General features: G+C 42.9%; 21 protein-coding genes and 1 pseudogene. 3 read left to right on the top strand and 19 right to left on the bottom strand.

Features of this window, described 5'->3' with window-relative positions:
* Window positions 1-116: 116 nt before the first annotated feature.
* Window positions 117-1,442, bottom strand: a complete 1,326-nt coding sequence (locus K429_RS0127910) for a PhoH family protein (RefSeq protein ID WP_007209725.1) — start codon at window positions 1,440-1,442, stop codon at window positions 117-119.
* Window positions 1,443-1,617: 175 nt separating this feature from the next.
* Here K429_RS0127910 and K429_RS0127915 point away from each other — a divergent pair, with 175 nt between their 5' ends.
* On the top strand, window positions 1,618-2,871 hold the full coding sequence (locus tag K429_RS0127915; protein ID WP_029328885.1) for a folylpolyglutamate synthase/dihydrofolate synthase family protein: 1,254 nt from the start codon (window positions 1,618-1,620) through the stop codon (window positions 2,869-2,871).
* Here K429_RS0127915 and K429_RS0127920 read toward each other — a convergent pair.
* The 8 genes from K429_RS0127920 to dnaN all read right to left on the bottom strand — a co-directional run bounded on the left by K429_RS0127920 (window position 2,839) and on the right by dnaN (window position 11,785).
* Window positions 2,839-3,213 (bottom strand): RidA family protein, encoded by a 375-nt coding sequence (locus K429_RS0127920; RefSeq protein WP_007209727.1) that lies wholly within the window; start codon window positions 3,211-3,213, stop codon window positions 2,839-2,841. The genes K429_RS0127915 and K429_RS0127920 overlap by 33 nt on opposite strands.
* Window positions 3,214-3,453: 240 nt before the next feature.
* The gene (locus K429_RS0127925) at window positions 3,454-5,157 is read right to left on the bottom strand and encodes a serine protease (RefSeq protein ID WP_029328886.1); all 1,704 of its coding nucleotides are present in this window, start codon (window positions 5,155-5,157) and stop codon (window positions 3,454-3,456) included.
* A 3-nt stretch (window positions 5,158-5,160) separates the two neighbouring features.
* A complete protein-coding gene (rlmB, locus tag K429_RS0127930; RefSeq protein WP_029328887.1) occupies window positions 5,161-5,901 on the bottom strand; it encodes a 23S rRNA (guanosine(2251)-2'-O)-methyltransferase RlmB in 741 nt (246 codons plus the stop codon).
* Between the two features lie 37 nt (window positions 5,902-5,938).
* Window positions 5,939-7,603, bottom strand: a complete 1,665-nt coding sequence (gene recN / locus K429_RS0127935) for a DNA repair protein RecN (RefSeq protein ID WP_029328888.1) — start codon at window positions 7,601-7,603, stop codon at window positions 5,939-5,941.
* 36 nt (window positions 7,604-7,639) lie between these two features.
* Window positions 7,640-8,521 carry a DUF4835 family protein gene (locus K429_RS0127940; protein ID WP_029328889.1) on the bottom strand — a complete coding sequence of 294 codons (882 nt, stop codon included), beginning with the start codon at window positions 8,519-8,521 and terminating at the stop codon, window positions 7,640-7,642.
* Between the two features lie 30 nt (window positions 8,522-8,551).
* On the bottom strand, window positions 8,552-9,766 hold the full coding sequence (coaBC, locus tag K429_RS0127945) for a bifunctional phosphopantothenoylcysteine decarboxylase/phosphopantothenate--cysteine ligase CoaBC (RefSeq protein ID WP_029328890.1): 1,215 nt from the start codon (window positions 9,764-9,766) through the stop codon (window positions 8,552-8,554).
* A gap of 4 nt (window positions 9,767-9,770) precedes the next feature.
* Window positions 9,771-10,541, bottom strand: a complete 771-nt coding sequence (locus K429_RS0127950; protein WP_029328891.1) for a 3'-5' exonuclease — start codon at window positions 10,539-10,541, stop codon at window positions 9,771-9,773.
* 119 nt (window positions 10,542-10,660) lie between these two features.
* The gene (dnaN, locus tag K429_RS0127955; protein WP_007209735.1) at window positions 10,661-11,785 is read right to left on the bottom strand and encodes a DNA polymerase III subunit beta; all 1,125 of its coding nucleotides are present in this window, start codon (window positions 11,783-11,785) and stop codon (window positions 10,661-10,663) included.
* Window positions 11,786-11,962: 177 nt separating this feature from the next.
* Between dnaN and K429_RS0127960 the strand changes: the two genes are divergently transcribed.
* On the top strand, window positions 11,963-12,337 hold the full coding sequence (locus tag K429_RS0127960; RefSeq protein ID WP_029328892.1) for a DUF3127 domain-containing protein: 375 nt from the start codon (window positions 11,963-11,965) through the stop codon (window positions 12,335-12,337).
* 60 nt (window positions 12,338-12,397) lie between these two features.
* Here the strand turns inward: K429_RS0127960 and K429_RS0127965 are convergent, their stop codons facing one another.
* From K429_RS0127965 to K429_RS0127985, 5 genes are all read right to left on the bottom strand, one after another.
* Window positions 12,398-14,038 (bottom strand): hypothetical protein, encoded by a 1,641-nt coding sequence (locus K429_RS0127965; RefSeq protein WP_029328893.1) that lies wholly within the window; start codon window positions 14,036-14,038, stop codon window positions 12,398-12,400.
* Between the two features lie 108 nt (window positions 14,039-14,146).
* A complete protein-coding gene (locus K429_RS0127970; protein ID WP_029328894.1) occupies window positions 14,147-14,911 on the bottom strand; it encodes an MBL fold metallo-hydrolase in 765 nt (254 codons plus the stop codon).
* A 66-nt stretch (window positions 14,912-14,977) separates the two neighbouring features.
* Complete coding sequence (murB, locus tag K429_RS0127975) at window positions 14,978-15,961, bottom strand: UDP-N-acetylmuramate dehydrogenase (RefSeq protein WP_034752846.1); 984 nt, start codon at window positions 15,959-15,961, stop codon at window positions 14,978-14,980.
* A 39-nt stretch (window positions 15,962-16,000) separates the two neighbouring features.
* Window positions 16,001-16,849 carry a DUF4348 domain-containing protein gene (locus K429_RS0127980; protein WP_007209740.1) on the bottom strand — a complete coding sequence of 283 codons (849 nt, stop codon included), beginning with the start codon at window positions 16,847-16,849 and terminating at the stop codon, window positions 16,001-16,003.
* 20 nt (window positions 16,850-16,869) lie between these two features.
* Complete coding sequence (locus K429_RS0127985) at window positions 16,870-17,826, bottom strand: NAD-dependent epimerase/dehydratase family protein (protein ID WP_007209741.1); 957 nt, start codon at window positions 17,824-17,826, stop codon at window positions 16,870-16,872.
* A 153-nt stretch (window positions 17,827-17,979) separates the two neighbouring features.
* On the opposite strand from K429_RS0127985, the gene kbl reads away from it, so the two are divergent.
* A complete protein-coding gene (kbl, locus tag K429_RS0127990) occupies window positions 17,980-19,170 on the top strand; it encodes a glycine C-acetyltransferase (RefSeq protein WP_007216316.1) in 1,191 nt (396 codons plus the stop codon).
* A 108-nt stretch (window positions 19,171-19,278) separates the two neighbouring features.
* Here kbl and K429_RS0127995 read toward each other — a convergent pair whose 3' ends face one another.
* From K429_RS0127995 to K429_RS0128010, 5 genes and pseudogenes are all read right to left on the bottom strand, one after another.
* Window positions 19,279-21,543, bottom strand: coding sequence for an ATP-binding protein (locus K429_RS0127995; RefSeq protein ID WP_029328895.1), 2,265 nt, complete (start codon window positions 21,541-21,543; stop codon window positions 19,279-19,281).
* A gap of 132 nt (window positions 21,544-21,675) precedes the next feature.
* Window positions 21,676-22,155, bottom strand: coding sequence for a ferritin (locus K429_RS0128000; RefSeq protein WP_007209745.1), 480 nt, complete (start codon window positions 22,153-22,155; stop codon window positions 21,676-21,678).
* 79 nt (window positions 22,156-22,234) lie between these two features.
* A pseudogene (locus K429_RS30750) lies at window positions 22,235-22,602 on the bottom strand (N-acetylmuramoyl-L-alanine amidase); the annotation flags it as partial.
* Window positions 22,603-22,974: 372 nt separating this feature from the next.
* The gene (lysA, locus tag K429_RS0128005; protein ID WP_022210922.1) at window positions 22,975-24,135 is read right to left on the bottom strand and encodes a diaminopimelate decarboxylase; all 1,161 of its coding nucleotides are present in this window, start codon (window positions 24,133-24,135) and stop codon (window positions 22,975-22,977) included.
* Between the two features lie 130 nt (window positions 24,136-24,265).
* Entirely contained in the window at window positions 24,266-25,585 is a 1,320-nt protein-coding gene (locus K429_RS0128010; RefSeq protein WP_029328896.1) for an aspartate kinase, read from the bottom strand.
* Window positions 25,586-25,589: the final 4 nt, after the last annotated feature.

Genomic DNA, 25,589 nt, shown 5'->3' on the forward strand with positions numbered 1-25,589 from the left:
ATACATTATTTTTTATCAAATAGGACAAGAAAAAGATAAAAATGTGTGATAAAATTAAATGGTGGCAAAGTTACAGGTATAACTTTGCCACCATATTTACGACCTATAAAGCTCTGTTACATCAAATTACTGGCTAATTCACTTAATTGGCTACGTTCTCCTTTTAACAAATTTACGTGAGCAAAAAGGTTCTGATCTTTCATACGATCAATCATGTAAACCAAGCCATTGGACTGACTGTCGAGATAAGGTTGGTCTATCTGTTGGATATCACCGGTAAACACCATTTTCGTACCCTCACCCGCACGGGTTATGATGGTTTTGATCTCATGCGGAGTCAAGTTTTGTGCTTCATCAATAATGCAATAAGTTTCACTCAAACTACGTCCACGGATGAAAGCTAATGCTTCAATAACCAGTTGCTCACTTTTCTGCATATCTTCTAAACGTTTTACCTCTGTTGAGTTAGAAGCAAACTGACGTTTGATCACATTCAGATTATCAAACAAGGGTTGCATGTAAGGAGCTACCTTTTCTTTGGCATCACCCGGCAGGAAACCGATGTCTTTATTGGATAAAGCAACAATCGGACGCGCCAGCAAAATCTGTTTATAGTCATTCATTTGACTAAGGGCAGCTGCCAGAGCCAACAATGTTTTTCCTGTACCGGCTTTACCTGTCAAAGCAACCAATTTGATGTTTGGATCGGTCAACACTTCAAAAGCAAAACTTTGTTCGGCATTCCGGGGTTCAATACCATAGTTCTTTGTTTTATTCACCCGACAAATGGAATGTGTAAAAGGATTGTAACGGGCAAGTACACTATTCCTGTCACTTTTCAAGATAAAACATTCATTCGGATGGATGATATCTTTGAAATCAAACTCACTGATATCCAGTCCTTCTCTGGAAGAATAAATCCGGTCTATCAAAGCAGGATCAATTCCCTCAAACACCTCATTTGACTTTTCAAATATATCCACATTTATCACCTTGTCGTTGATATAATCTTCGCAAAGTAAGCCTATGGAACGTGCTTTCATCCGGAGGTTCACGTCTTTTGTCACCAGGATGGTTTTCATATCCTTCTTTTGGCGCGTCAACCAGTCCACTACAGCCAGAATCTTATGATCGGGAATACGCTCGGGGAATGAATCGAACACATCCGGAGCATCCACCGAACCGGCAATTACAAACAAACTTCCCAGTCCTTCGCCCAGAGAAGCACCCTTATTAAAAAGATTGTCATCGGTAACTAAATCGAGCTCGCGGAGAAATTCACGGGCATTGAAGTTTATCTGTTCATTCCCTTTCTTGAATTTGTCCAATTCTTCAAGAACTACGATGGGAAGATAAATGTCGTTCTCTTGGAAATTCTTAAGACAGTTATAGTCGTGAAGGATTACGTTCGTATCAATCACAAAATTTTTCTTTGCTCCCATACTCTTTTAGATTTAAATTGTTGATATTGCCTCCAAAGCGAAGATAAGCTGTACTTCGGCATAAAAAATGAACAAGTTCATTTTATTCTGCTCTCAGTTTGCATTATCTTTGCAGCTTCTAAGATAGGAATTAAAAAGAGAGAATAGTTTGCTTTCTCGTTAAATATTTTAAAAGATGGATTATCAGAACACTTTATTATACTTATATAACAGTGTCCCTATGTTTCAACAGGTGGGAAGTTCGGCATACAAGGAAGGTTTGGAGAATACATTGGCACTGGATGAACACTTCGGACACCCGCACCGGAACTTCCACAGTATCCATGTAGGAGGTACGAATGGCAAAGGTTCATGCTCGCACACTCTTGCTGCTATCTTGCAGGAAGCGGGGTACCGGGTAGGCCTCTACACATCTCCGCACCTCGTAGATTTCCGCGAACGTATCCGAATAAACGGACAGCCTATCCCGGAAGAATATGTAGTCCGGTTTGTAGAAAAAGAACGTGATTTTTTTGAGCCTCTGCATCCTTCTTTCTTTGAATTGACTACCGCTATGGCATTCCGGTATTTCGCTGATGAACATGTAGATGTAGCGGTTATCGAAGTAGGACTTGGCGGAAGACTGGATTGCACCAATATTGTACACCCGGATCTATGTATCATCACCAATATTAGTTTTGACCATACCCAATTCCTGGGTAATACATTAGAAAAGATAGCGGGAGAAAAAGCCGGGATCATTAAAAGTGGAATACCTGTCATAATCGGAGAAACGACTCCTGAAACAAAACCTGTATTTGCAAAAAAGGCTCGCGAAGTAGGTGCTCCCATTCTCTTTGCAGAAGAAGATGAAAAGGATGATTACCCCGGATTGGAATGTGAGCTGAAAGGATTATATCAAACTAAAAACACCCGCACGTTACTCACAGCCATCCCAGAACTACGGAAAGCCGGATACAATCTGAGTGAGCAGGCTGTTCGAAGTGGCTTCGCCCATGTCTGTGAACTGACCGGCCTGATGGGACGCTGGCAAAAATTGCAGGATGCCCCTACCCTGATATGCGATACCGGACACAATGTAGGTGGCATCACCTATATCACAGAGCAGTTGAAACAGCAATCTTACCAGAAACTACATATGATTATAGGTATGGTAAACGACAAAGACATACACGGTGTATTAGCATTATTACCCCAAGAAGCCGAATATTACTTCACAAAAGCCAGCGTAAGGCGTGCATTACCTGAAAGCGAACTTGCCCAACTTGCCTCTGAGGCCGGATTGCAAGGAATTTGCTATCCAGATGTTCCCTCTGCCGTGCGGGCTGCACAAGAAAAAAGCCTCCCGGAAGACTTTATCTTCGTAGGAGGCAGTAGTTTTATTGTTGCCGATTTGTTAGCGAACCGCGATGCACTCAATCTCCACTAAAGCATCTTTCGGCAGGGCTTTCACTGCAACAGCCGAACGGGCAGGGAAATCACCATCAAAATAGGTAGCATATACTTTATTCATATCTGCAAACAATGACATATCCTGTAGGAAAACAGTAGTCTTGACGATATTTGCCATCGTCAAACCTGCTTCTCCAAGGATATGCTTGATGTTCTCCAATGACTGACGTGCCTGTGCTTCAGCACCTTCTGCCATCTGTCCGGTAGTCGCATCAATAGGTAATTGACCAGATACAAATATCATTCCATTTGCTTCGATAGCCTGGCTGTAAGGACCAATAGCTCCCGGAGCTTTCTGACTGCAAATTACTTTTTTCATTCTAATATTATTTTAGTATTCAACAATTTATGATTCATTCAAGAAAAAAAATTGGTATCTTATGCAGTATTCTGCAACTTCATGCATTTACTTAATAGGATTATACACAAAAGAAAAATTCACTTATACCTGTTTTAAAACCTAGACTTAGCTAATTCTTTTTTGACACGGGAGTTTCCCGATAAAGGCTCAGCTTGTGAAAGCAGAGCCTTTTTTATAAAGATATCATCTGCAATACTATCACTTACAGTGTTTTTCTATTAAAGCATCAACATTCGGATCACCCAGTTCCTTGGCTTTTGCGAAACTGGCACAAGCCTCTTTGTTTTGCTTTAACTGTAGCTGGGCAACTCCTATCAAACGATAAGCTTCAGCATATTTAGAATCAATTTCCAAAGCATCTTTCAGCACCTTGATCGCTTCTTCATTTCTACCCACACGAATGTTCACCACCGCAAGTTCCGAAAAATAAGTCAGCTCTTTCGGATTAAGTTCAATAGCTTTTGCCAAATCATCCAACGCACGCTGAAACTGCTTTGCCTGAACGGCCGCCTGTTCGCGATAATAATAGAACACATCATTCACATTGCCACGAACCGCTTTATAGTATTCATCATAATCAAGCATCGCACCTCTTCCTTGTCCGGCATTCAGGCGCATCTGGGCACGTTCCAGCAGATAAGGAGCAGCTTCTTCACTATACGGTTGCACGAAACGCGCCATACAACTATCCATCAAAGCCAACACTTCTTCCGGAGCTGCTTCCATCAATTCTTTCGTCTTAGCGGCACTAAAGAATGTAGCCGGAGAGGCAATATTGGAATCATTCACCTTCTCATAACTGGCAAGAGCAGCCGCATAGTCCTTCTTGGCAAACTGGATATCACCTTCCAACTGAACATAAACCGGAAGAGCTTCGATTGCAATCGCTTTACGAACCTCATCCAAAGCCCTGTCATATGTCCAATCTTTATAGATTTTTTCAGGTTTATCCAACTGATAACCATAAATCAGTTTGGCACGATTGAAGTATGCATCATCTTTCTTTTGTGCCACTTCAAGTGCCTTATCCATATCAGCAGCAACCTTATCCATTGAACTTGCCTCCTTCGATTGGAAGATTTGATTGTTTGCACGACGAAGATAACCGTCAGCACTGTTGGGATACTGAGATATAAACTCATTCAGCAACTCGGTGTATTTCTCCGGTGCAAGCTGTGAAGAAGCCATATAGAGATAAACCAATGCTTGTTCTTCCGTCTCAGGCAATGCTTTCTTAATGCCGATACTCAATAAAGTATGATCATTGAAAGAAAGAGGACTTATCTTTTGAGCCATAGCATAATCGGCACCTACTGCATAGCAAATGGTAGCTGTATCTTTTCCAGAAGATTTCTGTGCCAGACCGAATACTTGTCCCTCAGCAGTCATTACCGGACAACTTACCATTTTGTCCTTCAGCTGCATATCAAGTGTATAATAATGATATTGTCCCTCTACCTTAGACTCTTCTTTCACCTGTCCGGTAGTATAGGAACGATCTTTCTGTGTAGAATAAGGTAACAGATAAATGCTTGCACCTACAGTCGGGGCCACAGGAGCTACCACTAATGCAGGTACTTTTTTTCCTGAAATCGCTACACGGAACTTCACAACATCATACATGTCATTTGCTCCCATAATAACTTCCACAGGCATTTGTGTACCCTCCGAATTAATGACAACGGCACGCTGCGCACCTTTAAACAAGCTATAATCAGACAGAGCAATTCCATCTTCGGTAACAAAAAATCCATTTCCCGTATTAAGTATCTTATCACTCTCGTCATAAGTGACCACCGAGAAAACAGCACGCTTGGCTTTTTCCACCCATTTGGGTGCCTGGGCTACACTCCACTGTGCCAGCAAACAGAGGGCGAGCGTCAACAACAAGTTCTTCTTCATATCTTAGTTGGTTCTTTGTTTCACAGCTTCATAAATCAAAATACCTGCCGCAACAGAAACATTGAGCGACTCGATAGTACCCAGCATTGGGATTTTCACCCACTCATCGCAAAGAGCCAGGTTCTCATAAGAAACACCTTTATCTTCAGCTCCCATTATGATACACATCGGTCCTGTATAATCAGCTCTGGTATAATCATAGTCACCCTTTTCTGTAGCTGCCACAATGCGGAAACCACTATCTTTGAGATATTGCAATGTAACCTTCAGATTCTGCTCACGGCAAACCGGCAGAACATGCAATGCTCCGGCAGATGTTTTCATTGCATCAGCATTCACCGTCACGCTTCCTTTAGCAGGAATGATAACAGCATCTACAGCTGCACACTCACAGGTACGAGCTATGGCACCAAAGTTACGAACATCAGTCACACCATCCAACATGACGAACAGCGGGTTCTTGCCTTCTTCGAAAAGGAAAGGTACCAAGTCTTCTGTCTTCTGATACGTAACGGATGAAATAAAAGCAATCACCCCTTGATGATTCTTACGGGTAATACGGTTAATGCGTTCCACCGGAACACGTTGCACCGGAATCAAAGTTCCTTTTAGCGCAGCAAAAAGTTCTTTGGATAAATCGCTCTGAATGTCTTTCTTCACCAGAATCTTATCGATTTCCTTTCCTGCCTGTATTGCTTCTATCACAGCGCGAACGCCGAAAATCATTTCACTCTTATCAACCATCTTTGAGAAATTAAAATTAGAAATTAAAAATTAAAGGCTATCTTTTGATACCAAGAAGCACCTTTGCATTATTCAAAGCAGCTTCTGTCAAAGTAGCCCCACTGAGCATATGGGCTATTTCCTCTACCCTCTCCTCATCTGCCAGACGGCGTATGTGGCTATTGGTTTCGGTTTCGTTATCTTGCTTATATACTTTATAATGTGCACATCCGCGCGCAGCAATTTGCGGCAAATGGGTAATACTGATTACCTGACGATCCTGTTCTCCCATTTCCTGCATAATGTCCGCCATACGGTCGGCAATCTCACCGGATACTCCTGTATCTATTTCATCAAATACAATAGTAGGCAATTTCACCGCACCGGCTATCATCGCCTTAATGGACAACATGACACGTGCAATCTCACCACCGGAAGCTACCGATGAAATATTTTGCAATGAGCCGTTTTTATTGGCAGAAAAGAGAAAATTGACGGTATCTTCACCGTGTACACCAGGTTCTTTTCTTATTCCCATCTCCACCTGAAAACGCACATTAGGCATACCCAACGGCACCAAGCGGGAAGCCATCTGCTTTTCAACTTCACGAGCGGCGCCGGTACGGGCCTTGGTAAGAACAGCAGCCTGCTTTCTCACCTTATTATATAAAGTATCGCAAAGAGTTGTCAACTCACCAATACGTTCATCATAAGAAGTAATGGCCGCCAACTTTGCTGCATATTCTTCAGCAAGTGCCAATAACTCCTCCACAGTGGTTGCCCTATGTTTTTGCTGTAAGGTATAAATCAGATTCAACCGATCGTTTACCTCTTCCAGACGATCAGGATTAAACTCAACATCCTCTTCCTGAGAAGAAACTTCCTGGGAAACATCTTTCAATTCAATATATGTACTTTCCAGGCGTTCAGCAAGTTCAGTAGCCGGAGAATAAACTTTTTGCAGACCAAGCATTGTATTCAGACTTTCCTTCAACCCGGCCAGCAGACCACCTTCATCAGAGGTCAACAATTGTCCGACACGGAACAAACCGGCCTTTATTTCTTCAGCATGACTCAACATATCCGTCTCCTGTTCCAGTTCCTCCTGTTCACCTGCAGACAAATTTGCTTCTTCCAACTGCTCCAACTGGAAACGGATATAGTCTTCATCTGCCTTATTCTGCTCAGCATGGGCTATGAGGTCTGCCAGTTCCTGTTGTGCCTGCTTCCATTCTCTATACAAAGATTGATAAGTAGAAAGTTGTTCATCATTATGAGACAATATATCGAGTACATTCAACTGGAATCCTTCTTTATTCAACAAAAGATTCTGGTGCTGAGAATGCACGTCAATTAACTGTTCACCCAACTCCTTCATTTGTACAAGCGAAGCCGGAGTATCATTGATAAATGCACGACTCTTACCAGATGCATAAACCTCACGACGCAAGATACACTCTTCTTCATATTCCAGTTCATTATCTTCAAAGAAAGGCTCCATACCATAAGCTGAAATATCAAAACGGGCCTCAATCACACACTTCGATGCACCCTGGCGAATGGCTTTTACTTCGGCACGCTGACCAAGCAACAAGCCGATAGCACCCAGTATAATAGACTTACCGGCACCCGTCTCACCCGTGATAACGGAGAAACCTGCACCAAAACTAATATCAAGCTTTTCTATAAGCGCGTAATTCTGTATGTAAAGCGAACGTAACATGACTTATTTACAATTTTAATCTTACTCACTTCCTAATTATTGCTTTATCTTTTCCCACTCGGTAGTCAGTGAAGGATTGACAGATGATAGTAGTTCACATATTTCTTCCTTTTCCTTCATTGCAGCACGGGAATAAAGATTAATCAATTCATCTTTCTTTATTTCAGTAAACAAACCGGGCAATGCCGACATTGGCTTATTCTGTTGCGCCTCTTTCAGACCGCTAAGCATAGATGTTATTACAGCGCGGGCACGGGTAACATTCACAGAGAGTTCATCCATACCTGTACGATGATATCCATACATCAGTTTGCGCAAAGGCGTCATGCCATCCTCCAGATAATCAGAAACTAATGCATAACGATTCCGACTGCTATCGAACGCTTTCCAACCGGTTTCACCAAGGTTCTGTGCGGCCGTTACAATGTCTTCGGCTGCCCGAAAAACCTCCGTACCACCCTGTGGAGCCATCGTGTCCATGTCCAGTCCGATAATCATATAAGCATAATAAGCAATTACTGCCGTCAGATTACTGTCAATAACATTATCCCTCAGTTGCAGCGGATCGAACTCACGATAGTTGAAAGCAACATCCGTATCTTTAAAGCTAAAAACTACCGTCTGATACCCGGATTGCCAAACGGGGCGTGTAGACTGTACAATCAGCTCACACTTCCAACGTCCATCCGCCTCATTATATTCTTTCACGGTCAGGTTCATAGAACAACGAATCCGTTCATTCACTTCATACTGCGCCTGCGTCCACCGACGGGTATTAATAAACTCCATCAAGGCGTTTTCAAGCGTAGTAAAAACCTGTGTACTCGTACCTTGTATCTGAGAATAATTCACCGTAAATTTACAATTCAATTCCTGGGCAGTGGACTTTAGCGCCACAGCAACCAGAAGCAGAATCATATAAAGTGTCTTATTTCTCACTATCTATATTTACTTATTCTCCAATACTTCCACCAGACAATCTACAATATCCGCAGCTACTTCCGCCTTTGATTTCAACGGAAAGTCCGTCTTGCTTTCACGGTCAATGATACTGATTTTATTCGTGTCGTACCGGAAACCGGCTCCCTTATCATTCAGAGAATTCAGAACGATAAAATCCAGATTCTTCCGTCGCAGCTTATCCTCAGCATTATGCTGTTCGTCATTCGTTTCCAGAGCAAAACCTACCAATACCTGACGTTCTTTCTTCATCTGTCCCAGACAGGCGGCAATGTCTTTCGTAGGTTTCAAACGCAACGTCATTTCTCCTTCCTTTTCCCGCTTTATCTTAGCATCAGCAACCTGTTCCGGTGTAAAATCGGCAACAGCAGCCGAAAGAATAGCAGCATCAGCCTCTGCAAAAAAGCTACACGCAGCATTATACATCTGATCTGCCGATTCCACAGGAAAGCAACGTACCGGATATTTCAATTGCTGTTGTACAGGACCTGATATCATAATGACCTTAGCTCCGCGGGCAGCACATTCATCTGCAATAGCAAACCCCATCTTACCGGAAGAATAGTTCCCGATAAAACGTACCGGATCGATCTTCTCATAAGTAGGTCCGGCAGTGATCATAATGGTCTTACCTCGCAAATCACCTTCTTTCCCGGCAAAATAATTCGCCAGATGTTGAATAATGACTTCCGGTTCTTCCATACGTCCCTTACCTACCAGATGGCTGGCTAGTTCTCCCGTACCCGGTTCTATAATATGATTTCCATAAGAACGGAGCGTATCCAGATTCTTTTGTGTAGAAGGATGGGCATACATATCAAGGTCCATGGCAGGTGCCACAAATACCGGAGCCTTAGCCGACAAATAAGTCGTAATCAACATATTATCAGCCACTCCATTTGCCATCTTACCAATAGTTGAAGCAGTTGCCGGAGCTATAAGCATAGCATCCGCCCATAAACCCAGATCCACATGGCTATTCCATGTGCCGTCACGTTGGGCAAAAAACTCACTGATAACCGGTTTACTCGTCAATGCCGAAAGCGTAATGGGAGTTATAAATTCTTTTCCTGCAGGAGTTATGACTACCTGTACCTCAGCACCTTGCTTTATAAGTCCCCGGATAATATAACAAGCTTTATAAGCAGCAATACTTCCGGTTATTCCTAATACAATTTTCTTCCCTTTCAGTGTATTCGCCATGATACTACTTATTGGTTAATTCACGTAGACGAATCTTTGTCAACATAGCCTTGGTATTCAGTGTAAAGTCACTGTTTAATATCCAGCTATAATAGCCCGGATCGCGTTTCAACACATCTGTCACCGACATTCCCTTGTATTTTCCAAAGTTAAATACTTCCACACCATTATCATCATAAATCATACGTCCTGCGAAATCCACGTTTTTGTTAAAGCTGGAATAATCTGCCAGAAAAGCAACATCATTCTGCAATTCCGAATAACGGTCCAACTGTGCCATTAGCACCTCATAAGTTGCTTGCGTATCAGCTGCCGCCGTATGTGCATCCTCCAGATTCTTTCCACAATAGAATTTATAAGCAGCAGAAAGTGTACGCTGCTCCAATTTATGGAAAATGACCTGTACATCCACAAACTTGCGGCGGCTCAGGTCAATATCTACACCGGCGCGAAGAAATTCTTCCGCCAGCACGGGAATATCAAAACGGTTGGAATTAAATCCTGCCAAATCACATCCTTCTATATCATTGGCAATAGTACGGGCCACTTCTTTGAAGGTAGGACAATCTGCCACATCCTTGTCATAGATGCCATGAACAGCAGACGCACCTTCGGGAATATGCATTTCCGGATTGATACGAAGTGTTTTTGCTTCCTCATTACCATTGGGGTGTACTTTGAGATAACAGATTTCAACGATACGGTCTACATTGATACTCGTTCCGGTCGTCTCCAAATCAAAAAAAACAATCGGGTTTTTGAGGTTTAATTTCATTATTCTTCTATTTTACAGTTGACAAGGGAACGAGTTGACAAAGGAACAAGGCATTCCCGGCATAACAGCACAGCCCTTGTCTCCTTGTCAACTCGTTCCTCGTTAACTCTATTATTTTTTTAATCATTTAGCATCATCGGCATCAGTAGCATCAACAACTCCTCATTTTCTTCTTGTTCAACGGGAATGATGACACCTGCACGTGACGGATCTGCCAGTTCAATTATCACTTCATCAGCGGCGATATTATTCAAAATATCAATCAGGAAAGTCGATTTAAAACCGATGCTCATCGGGTTACCATCATACTGGCAAGCCAGTGTTTCTTCGGCAGAAGTAGAGAAATCAATATCCTGAGCCGAAATAACAATCTGATTGGGCTGCATACGCAGCTTAATAAGACTGCTTGCCTGTGATGAGAAAATAGATACACGACGCAATGCACCTACCAACTGCATACGGTCCACAGTCACTTTATAAGGATTATTCTGCGGTATCACCGAATTATAATTAGGATAACGTCCTTCAATCAGACGACACACCATGCGGTATTTTTCCAATGTAAACACAGCATTACGTTCATCAAATTCAATAACAACTTGTCCCTGTTCTTTAGGCAACAAATTCTTAATCAACGAAGCCGGCTTTTTGGGCAGAATAAATGCTGCGCGTTCATTACCTTTGGCAGCCAGTGTTTTGCAACGCACCAATTTGTGACCATCAGATGCCACCATTGTAATATCTTCTGTGGTAATATCAAAATAGATACCATTCATCACCGGACGAAGTTCATCATCAGCTGTAGCAAATACAGCGCGATTAATTCCGCCCAACAATACGGATGCATCCATTTCTACGCGTACGGCATTGTCACCCAGCATAGCCGATTGAGGAAATTCATCTGCATTCTGTCCCATCAGGCTATACTTACCGTTTTGATACTGTACTGTGATTTCCAAGGAATTGGTATTTACTTCAAATGACAGCGGTTGTTCGGGGATTTCCTTCAATGCGTCCAGAATTGTTTTGGCAGCTACGGCAAAGCGTCCGTCAGCATCACTTTCATTCACTTCAACTGATGTCACCATCGTTGTTTCACTATCAGAAACAGTAATCGACAATGTTCCGTCTTTCAGTTCAAAGAGGAAACAATCCAAAATGGGCAACGCATTCTTCGAATTAATCACACGGCTGATAGCCTGTAAATGGCTGGAGAGCGCAGTACTCGAAACGATAAATTTCATATGTTCTGTGTATTTAAGTTTTATATTATTCCCTATTCGTACTATAACTTCATAGTATCGGACAAAGTTACAAAAAAAGATCTTCCCACAGCAAAGAAAATTAAGAAAAAACACCTGGAACTTCTCCGGATTTCCCTAAAAAATTGTAACTTCGCCGCATCATTAAAAAAGAACGCAATGGAATTTACAGGAAAAATTATCGCTATACTCCAACCAAGAGGCGGAGTGGCAAAGTCGGGCAATGAGTGGAAAGCACAAGAATACGTGATTGAAGACCACGGCCAATATCCCCGCAAAATGTGTTTCGATGTTTTCGGAGCAGACAAAATAGAACAGTTTAACATCCAGATGGGCGAAGAACTGACCGTATCATTTGATGTGGACGCACGCCAATGGCAGGACCGTTGGTTCAACAGTATCCGCGCATGGAAAGTAGAACGTGTTAGTGCAACAGCCCCTGCAGGCGCACCGGGCGCACCTGTTCCGCCACCGGCACCGACTGCCGCACCGGAATTCCTCACAGGTGACGCAAAAGATGATCTGCCATTCTAAACTAAAAAGAATTTAACACAAAAAAGGGAGAAATTTTCTCCCTTTTTTGTGTACTAAATCTTATATTTTATCTCCTTTGTATAAAAACACCAGATTCGGATATACCACCTCCTCCACACAAGTGAATTGTATTGAAAGCACGAAATGCCGGAAGAACTTTGCCTGGCGAAAGAAAAAGTTCGGTATCAGACGCACATAAGTTTCCGGTTGCTCCACCATCTTTTCCATATCCACCATCATTACAAAACTATATGTGGGTGAAAGACTCCCAATCCCCTCTTCATACAACGGAATATCATCCAATACTTCCTCATTCTCCATGGCATCTATATAAGCCGTAAGACTGACAACATCCGGTGCCATCAGCAGATGCCCGCGATAAAAACACACATACGTATAAAGAGCAGACTCTGTGATACCCGTCAATTGAGTCAACAAGGTATTACGAGGCAATATATAATAACGATATCCTTTCGCCTTTGGATAAAGATGATAATCAGGATATGCCTGCGGAACAGGAGGCGCATCCACTTCCTTCGGAGAAGTATAAAGCAATGACTGCAAGCGGCGTTCAGCCTGCAACACATTCTTCACCGGAACACTCATCACCGCACAAGGAATCTCATTTACTGTATCTTTCGACTGAAAAAGACAGGATATCACCTGATCTCCTGCATACATTTTCAAGAAATCCATCCATTCTTCATCTCTTTCTTTAATATAATCGGAATAAGTCGCCTTGGCATATTCCTGTTCCGCCGTAAAGCTGCACATGGCATCCATGTCCGAAATGGCCCAACAATCATAAAAGAAAGTAGAAAGTGGAAGCCGTTCTCCCGGAAACCCCTCTACCGGCTGCTGGCGACGCAAAGCATTTATAAAAGTATGTGTAGTGTCCGATCCGTGACTAATCCCCGAACAATAAATAGCATTCTCATTCAGCTTCAAATCAAATTCCGCCCAACTTCCCAAATAGGTCTGCGAACGAATACCATCTGTATTTTTACCCATCTCCACCGATTTAATGCGCACATACACCGTAGCTTCCACGTTCGCATTCTTCCCGGCATGCATCAGTTTGAATGAAGACATATCTATCAACGATTTTTTGGAGAGCCGCGCGTCAATCACCTGTTCTATCAATCGCTTCTGAAAGCTGATCGCCAGGAAGTCCGATGTGAAATACGCTGAAAGGAAACGTCCGTCAGGCATAGGATAAATGCTGATTTCCTCACCTCTGTAATCAAAGAATTTAGAAGGGAATGAACTGGAACAATATTTCCTGATGAACGACTCCACCAACTCATAATCACCTGATCCCAGACTGCAATACAACACTTGGTTCAATGGTGTATCCGGCTCATGAAAACTGATAAGCATTTTGTTCATCTGCTTACTAAGTCCGTGCGGAGTATCCTCAAGCAAGGTATGCAGATAGTTTTTCAGATAAACAAAAAGTTCGGAAGCATAAAGGAAGTGGTTATCTTTGCTGCAACTCAACTGGTTGATGTCATCCACCAATTCTGCCATACGGTCTGTTTCCAGCACAGCTATTGCGCTTTGAGGCACTAGAGTATATAGATTAAAATCTTTCTGACTCTCCACCTCATTCAGCCTAAAGAATGAATACACCCCGAACCCCGTACATAGCAACACTATGGACACAATCATGGCAATTCTTATGATAAGGCGTAACTTCATGGTTTTTCAGGCATCAAGTTTCGGCAAAAATAAGTATTTCTACTAATAAAACAAAACAAATGTTTCAAAAACTTTAGTAGATATAAAAAAGTTTTAGAATGCCCGCCTTTAAAACTCTATTTCCATTCCATCAAAAGTCAGATGCACATCAGGAGGAAGCTGCTTTTCGAGTTCGACATGCAATCCGGCATGATGACTCATGTGAATAAAATAAGTTTCGCGCGCACCAATGCGCTTTGCTGTCTCCAATGCCTCGGAAATACTCTGATGCGTAGGATGCGGCTTGACACGCAAGGCATTCACAACCAGAACATCCAAGTCTTGCAATTGTTCATAGGACTCTTCAGGCATGGTCAGCATATCTGTAATATAAGCCAAACGTTTACCTATACGATACCCCAGAATAGGCAGACGCCCGTGCATCACCTGAAAAGGAATAATCTCCGTATGATTGATAAAGAAGTTCTTTCCCGGCTCCACTTCCTGCAAGAAAATCTGAGGTACACCGGGATATTTATGTTCCAAAAAACAATAGGGCATTCGCGCACGCAAGTGAGTTGCCGTATAGTCATCGGAATATATGGGAATCTCGCCGAAACGGCAAAAAGGACGAAGATCATCCAGTCCTCCTACATGGTCATAGTGCTCATGAGTAATCAGCACTCCATCTATTTTTTCAAATGAGGCTACCCTCAACATCTGTTCCCGGAAATCCGGTCCACAATCAATCAGTATCACCGCGTCATCCGTATGCAACAAAGAAGACGCACGCAAGCGGTTATCACGCGGATCGGCAGAAGTGCAAACTTCGCACTTACAACCTATTTCAGGCACTCCTGTCGATGTTCCGCTTCCTAATATTCTTAGTTTCACTTTAATTACATATTAATTATCAATCATCAGTTCATTCAAAAGCAACCTCTGATAATCATGATTACTTCAAATAAAATTCACTTCGGGATGTATGTCAATGCCAAACTTATCGCGAACTGACGCCCTTACAGCATCCGAAAGAGCTACGATATCGGCCCCCGTTGCCCCACCCCGGTTTACCAACACCAATGCCTGCTTATCATGCACGGCGGCAGGTCCCAGCGATTTCCCCTTCCAACCACACTGGTCTATCATCCAACCGGCAGGAATTTTTATCCGGTCAGCACTTATTTCATAAAAAGGCATCTGAGGATATTGTTCCCGTAAGGCTTCAAAAACTTCACGCGCAACGACAGGATTCATAAAGAAGCTACCGGCATTACCCAATACTTTCGGATCAGGCAATTTACTTTCACGAATATCGATAATAACCTGTCGTAATGTCTTCAAGTCAACTTTCGGGTATTTCTCAAGTTCCTGACGAATAGTACCATAGTCCAATGTATAAGACTCTTTCTTACTCAAAGAGAAACCAACATATGTGACAAACACCTGCTTCATTTCCGGCCGTTTAAAAACACTGCTCCGGTATGAATAATCACATTCATCCGTTTGGTAAACATGCTTCACGCCTTGTATGTTCACCGTTTCTACGAAAGAAATCAGATCTTTCACTTCCACGCCATAAGCACCAATATTTTGTACAGCCGAAGCCCCCACCTCCCCAGGAATAAGAGACAGGTTTTCAACTCCATACCAACCCCGATCCGCACAATAGCCCACGAAATCATCCCACACCACACCGGCACCTACACGCACCGAAACCTTTTCTTCATCTTCAGCCGTTACTTCAATGCCGCCTATACGCGAATGCAATATCACCCCCTCATAATTTCCGGTAAACAACAGATTGCTCCCTCCGCCAATATGCAGATAAGGAGAAGTGATGCGTCCGGCGGCAATCAACTTCTCCAATTCTTCTACTGAACTGTATTCCAAAAACACGGCAGCTTCTACATCAAGTCCGAATGTATTGGGTATTTTTCTCATCTCATGCTCTATCATTCGTCATTTGTAATTCGTAATTTCCTAAATACTCGTATCCTCATATTTATATAACTCCCACTCTCCACGATGTCTGCGAAAATAGAAAATATTGGTATATCCGTTTCCAATCCCATTTACTTTCAGGATTTTCGTATTAGAGTAATCGCTATTCTTTTGTCCGTAATTGATATTGGACAGTTTGTCTACAGGCAATACCGGACGGAAAGCATACCACTGATTCAAGTCGAGTGTAGTCTCCAAGATAGAAAATTCATCATCCGGATCTATCGTAATATATTCTAAAGGTTCGCGAATATGCCGGCTCTGATAAACACTATCAGTCACAAAACGCAAATAAAACGCAACGAAGTCTTCATTCTCCCCCTGCTCTATCTGCCGGAGATTAATAGCTTCCAGCATCCAGACACCCTTGGTACGTTCGAAATAGTATTTCTTCACCATACGGTTTTTCAGCAAAATCCATTCCACCTGTACGGATGTCAAGGCAGTATCTCCCACCAACTCCAAGTCATCTTCATCATCGAAGAGCAATGTGTAATAGCTCTGCTGGGTAAACAGATAATCATGTTCCCACTCCCCCCTCTCTATTTTAGAAGGTTTATCAACGTCGTAAAAAGGCAATGGAAACTTAGTCCGCTGCCGTTGCAAAGCGTCATCCGAAGCGTAACTATAGACGAAATCATCAAACGATTCATCCGCTTCTATTGGCTTAGGGTCATTATCAACTTCAGCCTGTGGTACAGTATCAGCTTTGTGTGCAGCTGAATCCACCAAATTGGTGATTGTCGCAAAAGGATCCATCTTCGTCTTCTTGTTGCCGCACGACACCAAGAAAACGAGAAGAAAGAACCCCAATCCTATTTTTCTCATTCTTTACCGGCCCCTGAAGGTCACTTATTTAGTTTAGCTCTTAACTTCTCAAGCATGTCCACCGTCATGGACTCTAAATCATATTGCGGTTTCCAATCCCACTCTTCACGAGCACAACTGTCATCCAAGCTGTCGGGCCAACTGTCGGCAATGGATTGCTTCAATGGATCAATCTCATATACCATTTCAAAATCGGGCACATGCTTTTTTATCTCCCGGCAGATTTCCTCCGGATCAAAACTCATGGCAGCGATATTGAAAGCATTCCGATGCTTCAGACGTGTTGGAATTGCTTCCATCAACGAAATGGCTGCATTCAGCGCATCAGGCATATACATCATATCCATATAAGTACCGGGTTTCAAAGGACATACGAACTTTTCACCTTTCACTGCGGAGTAAAAAATATCGACCGCATAGTCTGTAGTCCCCCCTCCCGGAGGAGTTACATTGGAAATGATGCCCGGAAAACGAACCGCACGAGTATCTACTCCATATTTAGTATAATAATAATCGCTCAACAATTCAGTAGTTACTTTGGTTACCCCATACATCGTACGAGGACGCTGAATCGTATCTTGCGGCGTCTTTACATGAGGTGTAGCTTCTCCAAACGAACCGATAGAACTCGGAGTAAACACTGCGCAACCATATTCACGCGCCACTTCCAGCACATTCCATAATCCGTCTATACCAATTTTCCAAGCCATGGCCGGACGGCTTTCGGCAACCACCGAGAGCAAAGCCGCCAGATTATAAATCGTATCAATCTTGAATTGGCGCGCCACCACTTCAATAGACTGACGGTCGGTTACGTCGGCAATAGCAGAAGGCCCCGATGCTTTCAATTCTCCTTTAGGCATAGCACTCGGAATGTATCCGGCTATAACATGGTCATCTCCATAACGTTTACGCAATTCCAATGTGAGTTCCGAACCTATCTGTCCGGTTGCTCCAATTACCAAAATATTCTTCATACGACTTATTTATAAGGTGCTCCATCCTTAGAGACGTGCAAATATACATACTTTTTTTTCATTATTCTATCATTTTGCTATGGTTATTTGAAGAAAAATCGTGTCCTTTGTATCGTTTAGTAATAAGATGACAAACTTTTAATTTATAAAGCTATGTACGGGAAAATGAAAGAACACCTCAGCAATACGCTTGCTGAAATTAAAGAGGCCGGACTCTACAAAGAAGAGCGCCTGATCGAGAGTGCGCAACAAGCCGCCATCACCGTAAAAGGGAAGGAAGTGCTGAATTTCTGCGCCAACAATTACCTAGGTTTGTCCAACCATCCGCGACTGATTGCCGCTGCCCAAAAGATGATGGATCACCGTGGCTACGGCATGTCTTCCGTACGTTTTATCTGCGGAACACAAGACATCCACAAAGAGCTGGAAGCTGCTATCTCCGACTATTTCAAAACCGAAGACACCATCCTCTATGCTGCTTGTTTCGATGCCAACGGCGGAGTGTTCGAACCTCTATTCAGCGAGGAAGATGCTATCATCTCCGATTCCCTGAACCACGCCTCCATCATTGACGGTGTACGCCTGTGTAAGGCCAAACGTTACCGCTATGCCAATGCCGACATGGCCGAACTGGAGAAGTGTCTGCAAGAAGCACAGGCCCAGCGTTTCCGCATTGTTGTAACAGACGGTGTATTCTCCATGGATGGCAATGTAGCTCCGATGGATCAAATCTGTGATCTGGCAGAAAAGTATGATGCTTTAGTCATGGTAGACGAGTCTCACTCTGCCGGCGTAGTAGGTCCAACAGGCCACGGTGTAAGCGAGCTATTCAAAACTTACGGACGTGTGGATATTTACACCGGTACACTGGGTAAGGCTTTTGGCGGAGCCATGGGCGGATTCACCACCGGACGCAAAGAGATTATCGACCTGCTGCGCCAACGCAGTCGCCCATATCTGTTCTCCAATTCTGTTGCTCCTGCCGTGATCGGTGCAAGTATCGAAGTCTTCAATATGCTAAGAGAAAGCAATGCCCTGCATGACAAATTAGTAGAAAACGTTAATTACTTCCGCGAGAAAATGACTGCCGCCGGATTTGACATCAAGCCTACACAAAGTGCTATCTGCGCCGTGATGCTGTATGATGCCAAACTTTCGCAGATTTACGCCGCCCGTATGCAAGAAGAAGGCATTTACGTCACCGGATTCTATTATCCCGTGGTTCCGAAAGACCAGGCACGCATCCGTGTACAGATCTCTGCCGGACACGAAAGAGAACATCTTGACAAGTGTATAGATGCATTCATCAAGGTAGGAAAAGAACTTGGAGTATTATCGCGCTAAAGCGCGATAAGCTACGGGCTACAAATGACGAGTTACAAGTTGCTGCGCTGTATTCGTAAGCGAATAATTGTTCGCCAGACTACCACACCGAAAGGAACTTACAACTCGTCACTTGTAGCTTGTAGCTTTTACCACCGGCAGCACCACCGTAAACCTGCTTCCTTTCCCCGGTTCCGACCACAGTTCGATTTTGCCCCGCAATTTTTCTACAATCACCTGACAGATAGAAAGTCCCAAGCCGGCTCCTTGCGAAAACTCATCCTGTTTATAGAAACGGCTAAAGATCATTTTCTGTTCTGAGAGTTCAATGCCTCTTCCGGTATCTTCCACATAGATAGCCACTCGGTCCGATTCAGAAAGATAACGGTATCCCAACTTGATATATCCGGTTTTAGTAAACTTAGAAGCATTATTCAGGAAATTAGTGATCACCTGTGTCAAGCGCCCCTTATCAACCATCACTTCCACCTGCACCGCATCCAACTCTTTGATGAATTCCAATTGTTCGGAAATCAGCATCTGATGAGTCATATATATACTGTCAACCAATTCTGAAACGAAACACTTCTCGTATTCAAATGACATGTATCCGGATTCGATGCGCGAAAGTTCCAGAATATCATTGATTAGTTTCAACAATAAATCACTGTTTTTATTAATACTGCCGATATATTCCAGACGCTCCTCCGGACTCACACCATCATCAAGTGCCAATATATTGGAGAAGCCCACAATTGCATTCAGCGGCGTACGAATCTCATGGCTCATATTTGCTAGGAAAGACTGCTTTAATTCAGCCTTTTCAGCCAGTAGTCTTGCTTCTTCCAATTCCTGTTCACGGTCTTTAATCGCCTGTATATTCAGCAACAGACCGGCAGCTTTATATCCTCCACCGGGAAGCAGTATCGTTTTATAGCGAAACTCCCACCACTGATAGCCTTTTTCATTAAAGTCACAACGCACCTGAGAAACCACTTTGCCTGCCTTAGAAATGTTTTTCCAGTACCCTCTCACCTCATCCCAATGATCGGGATGCATAAACGACAATAGTTCCTCAAAGCCAAGTGATTTAGCACTCATTTTCTGTGATATCCAGAATTCCTTTTCAAATACAAAATGGTCATTTTCCAGCTTCCAGGCAAAGGTGTCGCTACCTTCAATAGCCAACGCCAATGTTTCCTTTTCACTTTCCAGTTCATAAAGGGCACGTCTCTTCCGCCCTTGTTCGCGGCGATAAAGGAAGAAGAGCCAGACAAACAACGTGGAAAGCAGAATGATAATCAACACAACACCGATTCCCCATGCTACCGGATATTCTTCCCGGAAAGGAATATTTATAATCGTACATTCCGCCGGAATACTCTCTTTGGAAATACCCCGTTGCTGCATCACGTTCCAGTCTACCACATATTTCTTACGGCTCTCCCTGACAGGTATACCCGAAGGCTTCTCACCATGCAAAATACGTATGGCAGCACTCACTTCCTCTTCGGCCAGAATCGGGAATGTCGTAATATATCCACCAAGCAATTTTTCGTTATAGCCGAATGCCTCATTAATTGCAGTAAGACTGGGGCTTGCACATATATTTCCAATATTAACCGATGTATAGTCGCGTTTCATCTGGAGGTAGCACATTCCTATGGAATACTTACTTAAAGTCCAAATAAAGTTGGCCGTTTCCTGTTTCTTTCCAATTCGTACCGACAGACTGGAAAAACGGGCATATCCCTCTTTATGGGGATAATACAGCCTCTTTTCACGAGGAGTTCCCGAGTAGCCGACCATACAGGTTACTTTTTCATCTTTCAGTTGATTTTCTATATCCGCCCGTATCTGCCGGTCAATATACGTAGAATCAAGTACTGTAAACAGCTCCACATCTTCACCAAATAACTTTGCTCCCAGGCGTATATTCTTCATCAGATCTATCCGGTCATGGAACCCCGTCACATTAGGATACTCTTTCAATAATTCCCAATTAGGATAGTTCACTCCACCAAAAACCACCGGAATTTCTTTTACTAAAGGATGACAACACTTGAACAGTGAATAGGCAGCCTGATCATCATTCACCAGAATTACTTCAGGTTCCCAGCCGTCGGAAACCGAATCGAGCAGATGATACATATACTTCAATTCCGGTTCTTCCTGAAAAGCCTCACAATCCAGATATACGATACGAATATCTGCATTCACCCCGTTTCTTCTGAATTCTTTATCTATCAAGCGATTGAAATCAGGATAGCCGACATAGCTTTCCTCATAAGAATGCACGATTAAAATTCGCCGTTCTTCCCGATCCGAACAGCTGTTCAAAACGAAAAAAAACAGAAAAATCCATGCATATATAGGCAGAAATGTGTTTTTCATGATTCGACTGTCTGATCCATAAGTGGAACAAAGGTAGAATAAAATATGTATAATCCCAAGAAAACAAAAAAGAAGCTGTCTGAAAAAAAATCAGACAGCTTCCCTACTTAGCAATTCTATATCAAAAGATTATTAACGTTCGCCCAATTTCACATCTACAAAGAAGATACCCGTTGCACCGGCTTTCTTAATCATATCAACAATGCCCGCAGCAGTTGCCTCTTCTTCCACCTGTTCGCGTACAAATCCCCACAGGAAGTCCTGTGTTGCTTTATCTTTTTCGGCAGCAGCCACATCCACCAACTTATCGATCATTTCGGATACACGGCACTCGTGTTTGTAAACCTGTTCAAATACTTCCAGCGGAGTACCGAAATCGTTGGGAACTACATCCAGCTTATCAACTTTGGCTTTACCACCACGCTTGATTACGTAATCGGCCATTGCACAGGCATGCTCGTTTTCTTCTGCCCACTGTTTCTTCAACCAGTGTGCCATACCGCTAAAACCTTCTTTCTCCATATAAAAAGACATAGCCAAATACATGTTAGCCGACCACATTTCAGCCGTGATCTGCTCGTTAATTGCATTCTGTAATTTTTCAGTAATCATAATCGTATTTTTTAAATTAATTTGAAATCATTACAAAAGTAACAATGATACACAGACATTGTTCATTTAATAACATTTTTTATATAAAACAACCCGGATTGGCAGGCTTTTCCCGCAGAATTGCAGCAGCATCGAAACACGAACACTGTCTGATCCATTCTTCCGGTTCTATTTCACATAACCATTCAAGTCAGCGCTGAGGTCACGATGCCCCACCAGCCGGAAATCCGGATAATCTTTTAGCAGCAACTTGGCAAGCAGCAGAGGGAATGTTTCTGAAAGTCGGTTCCCGTATCGGCAAAGCATCCGCTCACATCCAGTCCACCTTCATAGCACACGCCGATTGAGCGAGCGTTACGGCTCCGGGCGTGCGCACCGTTTTTTAAAACCGGACGAAGACTTTTGATATCTCCGTTCTTCCTTAATATAATAATGATAACCTACACCATATATAACGCAAGGTCCATACCGCCTTCATCTTTCTCAAATCTTTCTGTATTCATAACTTAGTTGCACACTACAAAATAACTCCTGAAAACAGAAATCAAAGGCGTAATGTCTATGAACACAAAGTAAAGAAAGTGAGGATAGGAAATAAAAATGAAAGCGTACAATCATCAAAAGGATGATGTGCACGCTCATACATATAGTTTATACTTTTAGGAGTTCTTACATATTGTTTTACAATGTCCGTAAAATCGGACCACCCATATCAAAACTTATAACAAACAAGTTTATTCTTTTAATGTTATGACAATAAAGATAGCTTTTTCCTCTAATCTTCAACCTAATGGGCTGAGTCATGAAAAGATTAAATCTTTATACCAACTCGTCCGAAGTATACCCCTGTGGCAACTCACGACAGTTATAACTCGAAGCCATTATCTCACCATAGGCGCCTGCAGAACGCAATGCTATCAAATCTCCGCGCTTCACCTTATTCAAGTCTATCGCTTTTCCGAAAACATCCGACGATTCACAGATAGGCCCTACCACATCATACGCCTCAACCGCATCCTCGGAAGTAATATTCTCTATCTTATGGTAAGCCTGATACAACGCAGGACGAATCAAATCCGTCATACCGGCATCAAGGATGGCAAATTTCTTATTGGCTCCCTGTTTTACATAAAGCACCTGCGAGATAAGTGAACCGCACTGCCCCGTTATGGCACGCCCCAGTTCAAAATGGAGCGTTTGATAAGAACGCAGTTTCAAATGTTCGGCATAAGTAGAGAAATAATCTTTGAAATCAGGTATTGCCTGACGGTTGGGATGCTTATAATCAATGCCCAGTCCACCACCTACATTGATATGCTCGATGCGGATGCGATGTGCTTCCAGTTTGTCTTGCAACTCATTCACACGATTGCACAGGGCAACAAAATCACCCATATCCAATATCTGCGAACCAATGTGGAAGTGCAATCCGATGAACTTCACATTCTTCATCTCCAAAGCCACTTCTATCACATGATCCATGTCTTGCATACTAATGCCAAACTTGTTTTCCGCCAGTCCGGTAGTGATATTGGCATGAGTATGAGCTCCTACATTCGGATTGATGCGGAAAGCGACATTAGCCACTTTACCTTTAGCTGCAGCCAGTTCATTGATAATCTCCAACTCGGGAATAGACTCTACATTAAAACAGAAAATATTGTAGTCCAAGCTCAGGTTTATTTCCCAATCAGACTTGCCCACTCCGGCAAAAACAATCTTATTTGTAGGAAAACCTGCCTTAACAGCAGCACGTACTTCTCCTCCACTCACACAATCGGCACCCAGTCCATTCTCACGGATAATGGTAAGTACCTTCGGATTAGCATTTGCTTTCACAGCATAATGCACCTCAAAATTGCCATATTTAGCGGCTTCTGCACGCACGCAGGAAAGAGTGTCGCGCAACACCTTCGTATCATAATAATAAAAAGGGGTACGCAGCTCACGGAATTTATCTATGGGAAATGTTCCTTTCATACTTCAAAACTTTGTTTATAAAGAAAAGAACGCAAATTACGCGAATTACACAAGAGCCTTTATCAGCGAGTTGTGCAATTTGTGTAGTTTGCGTTCCATATTATTTTATATCTGTACTTTCTTATTTCTCTTATTCTTCGTTGAACAGTGCATCACTAAGCGACTGCAATGCCTTATTCTTGTCGCACTCACGGATAAGGAAAGAAATGTTGTAGTTACTACCACCAAATGAGATCATTCGTACCGGTATGTCGCGCATGGCATCCAGTGCCTTCGCCTCGAAACCGACATTCTCCCATTCCAAATCACCTACCACGCAGACAATACACATATCCTTATCCACCGTAACGGTTCCGTACTTCTTCAGGTCGTCCAAAATCTCGTTGAGGTGCTTCGTATTATCAACAGATACAGATACTCCTACCTCAGAAGTACAAATCATATCGATAGAAGTCTGATAGCTTTCAAAGATTTCGAATACCTTGCGCAAGAAACCGTGAGCAAGCAACATACGGCTGGATTTAATCTTGATAGCCGTAATATTATCTTTTGCTGCAACTGCCTTAATTTTGCCCTTCTCAGTATCATTGGAAATCATAGTACCGGGAGCAGTCGGGTCCATCGTATTCAGCAGACGCACCGGGATATTGGCATACTTGGCAGGCTGTATACAAGTGGGGTGAAGAATCTTCGCACCAAAATAAGCCAGCTCGGCAGCTTCTTCAAAATGAAGATGACGTACAGGAGCAGTCTTGTCAACGATACGCGGGTCATTATTGTGCATACCGTCGATATCGGTCCATATCTGGATTTCGGAAGCATTGATAGCTGCACCGATCAGAGAAGCGGTATAGTCGCTTCCACCACGTTGCAGATTGTCTATTTCTCCGTAAGCGTTGCGGCAAATGTATCCTTGTGTGATGTAAATCTCAGCACCGGGATGCAATTCCAACTGCATCTGAAGTTTCTCCTTAATATATACAGGATCGGGCTCCGCATTCTTATCGGTACGCATATATTCCAAAGCCGGAAGCAAAATGGACTTCACACCACACTCTTGCAGGTAATAGTTCATCATGGCAGTAGAGATCAGTTCTCCCTGTGCCAGCACCACTTTCTCCTCAAACAGTGTGAAAAGGTCTTTGGTATAAGAACGGATGTAGTCAAAATGAGATTTAATCAGTTCCTGACCTTTCTGTTTATACTCGGGAGTGGAATACAACTCATTCACATGCTGTTTATATTTAGCCTCCAGCTTGTTAATGATCTCGTTGGCACCCTCCGGATTTTTCTTGTACAGATAGTCCGAAATTTCCACCAATGTATTAGTTGTGCCCGACATAGCCGAGAGTACAACTATCTTCTGTTCACCATCAGTGATCAATTTGGCTACTTCCTTTATCCGCGCTGCAGAACCTACGGAAGTACCTCCAAACTTTAAAACTTTCATTTTC

Origin of the sequence: Bacteroides sp. 14(A) (assembly GCF_000526555.1) — a bacterium.
Taxonomy (GTDB): domain Bacteria; phylum Bacteroidota; class Bacteroidia; order Bacteroidales; family Bacteroidaceae; genus Bacteroides; species Bacteroides cellulosilyticus.

What these genes read in the sequence shown, in the direction of transcription:
- K429_RS0127915 (WP_029328885.1), top strand. Translation starts at nt 1,618, where the DNA reads ATGGATTATCAGAACACTTTATTATACTTATATAACAGTGTCCCTATG.
- K429_RS0127920 (WP_007209727.1), bottom strand. Translation starts at nt 3,213, where the DNA reads ATGAAAAAAGTAATTTGCAGTCAGAAAGCTCCGGGAGCTATTGGTCCT.
- K429_RS0127960 (WP_029328892.1), top strand. Translation starts at nt 11,963, where the DNA reads ATGGAATTTACAGGAAAAATTATCGCTATACTCCAACCAAGAGGCGGA.
- K429_RS0127985 (WP_007209741.1), bottom strand. Translation starts at nt 17,826, where the DNA reads ATGAAGAATATTTTGGTAATTGGAGCAACCGGACAGATAGGTTCGGAA.
- K429_RS0128010 (WP_029328896.1), bottom strand. Translation starts at nt 25,585, where the DNA reads ATGAAAGTTTTAAAGTTTGGAGGTACTTCCGTAGGTTCTGCAGCGCGG.
- K429_RS0127940 (WP_029328889.1), bottom strand. Translation starts at nt 8,521, where the DNA reads ATGATTCTGCTTCTGGTTGCTGTGGCGCTAAAGTCCACTGCCCAGGAA.
- lysA (WP_022210922.1), bottom strand. Translation starts at nt 24,135, where the DNA reads ATGAAAGGAACATTTCCCATAGATAAATTCCGTGAGCTGCGTACCCCT.
- murB (WP_034752846.1), bottom strand. Translation starts at nt 15,961, where the DNA reads ATGAGAAAAATACCCAATACATTCGGACTTGATGTAGAAGCTGCCGTG.
- K429_RS0127950 (WP_029328891.1), bottom strand. Translation starts at nt 10,541, where the DNA reads ATGAAATTAAACCTCAAAAACCCGATTGTTTTTTTTGATTTGGAGACG.
- recN (WP_029328888.1), bottom strand. Translation starts at nt 7,603, where the DNA reads ATGTTACGTTCGCTTTACATACAGAATTACGCGCTTATAGAAAAGCTT.
- dnaN (WP_007209735.1), bottom strand. Translation starts at nt 11,785, where the DNA reads ATGAAATTTATCGTTTCGAGTACTGCGCTCTCCAGCCATTTACAGGCT.
- K429_RS0127925 (WP_029328886.1), bottom strand. Translation starts at nt 5,157, where the DNA reads ATGAAGAAGAACTTGTTGTTGACGCTCGCCCTCTGTTTGCTGGCACAG.
- K429_RS0127910 (WP_007209725.1), bottom strand. Translation starts at nt 1,442, where the DNA reads ATGGGAGCAAAGAAAAATTTTGTGATTGATACGAACGTAATCCTTCAC.
- rlmB (WP_029328887.1), bottom strand. Translation starts at nt 5,901, where the DNA reads ATGGTTGATAAGAGTGAAATGATTTTCGGCGTTCGCGCTGTGATAGAA.
- K429_RS0128000 (WP_007209745.1), bottom strand. Translation starts at nt 22,155, where the DNA reads ATGATTACTGAAAAATTACAGAATGCAATTAACGAGCAGATCACGGCT.
- K429_RS0127965 (WP_029328893.1), bottom strand. Translation starts at nt 14,038, where the DNA reads ATGAAGTTACGCCTTATCATAAGAATTGCCATGATTGTGTCCATAGTG.
- coaBC (WP_029328890.1), bottom strand. Translation starts at nt 9,766, where the DNA reads ATGGCGAATACACTGAAAGGGAAGAAAATTGTATTAGGAATAACCGGA.
- K429_RS0127995 (WP_029328895.1), bottom strand. Translation starts at nt 21,543, where the DNA reads ATGAAAAACACATTTCTGCCTATATATGCATGGATTTTTCTGTTTTTT.
- kbl (WP_007216316.1), top strand. Translation starts at nt 17,980, where the DNA reads ATGTACGGGAAAATGAAAGAACACCTCAGCAATACGCTTGCTGAAATT.
- K429_RS0127980 (WP_007209740.1), bottom strand. Translation starts at nt 16,849, where the DNA reads ATGAGAAAAATAGGATTGGGGTTCTTTCTTCTCGTTTTCTTGGTGTCG.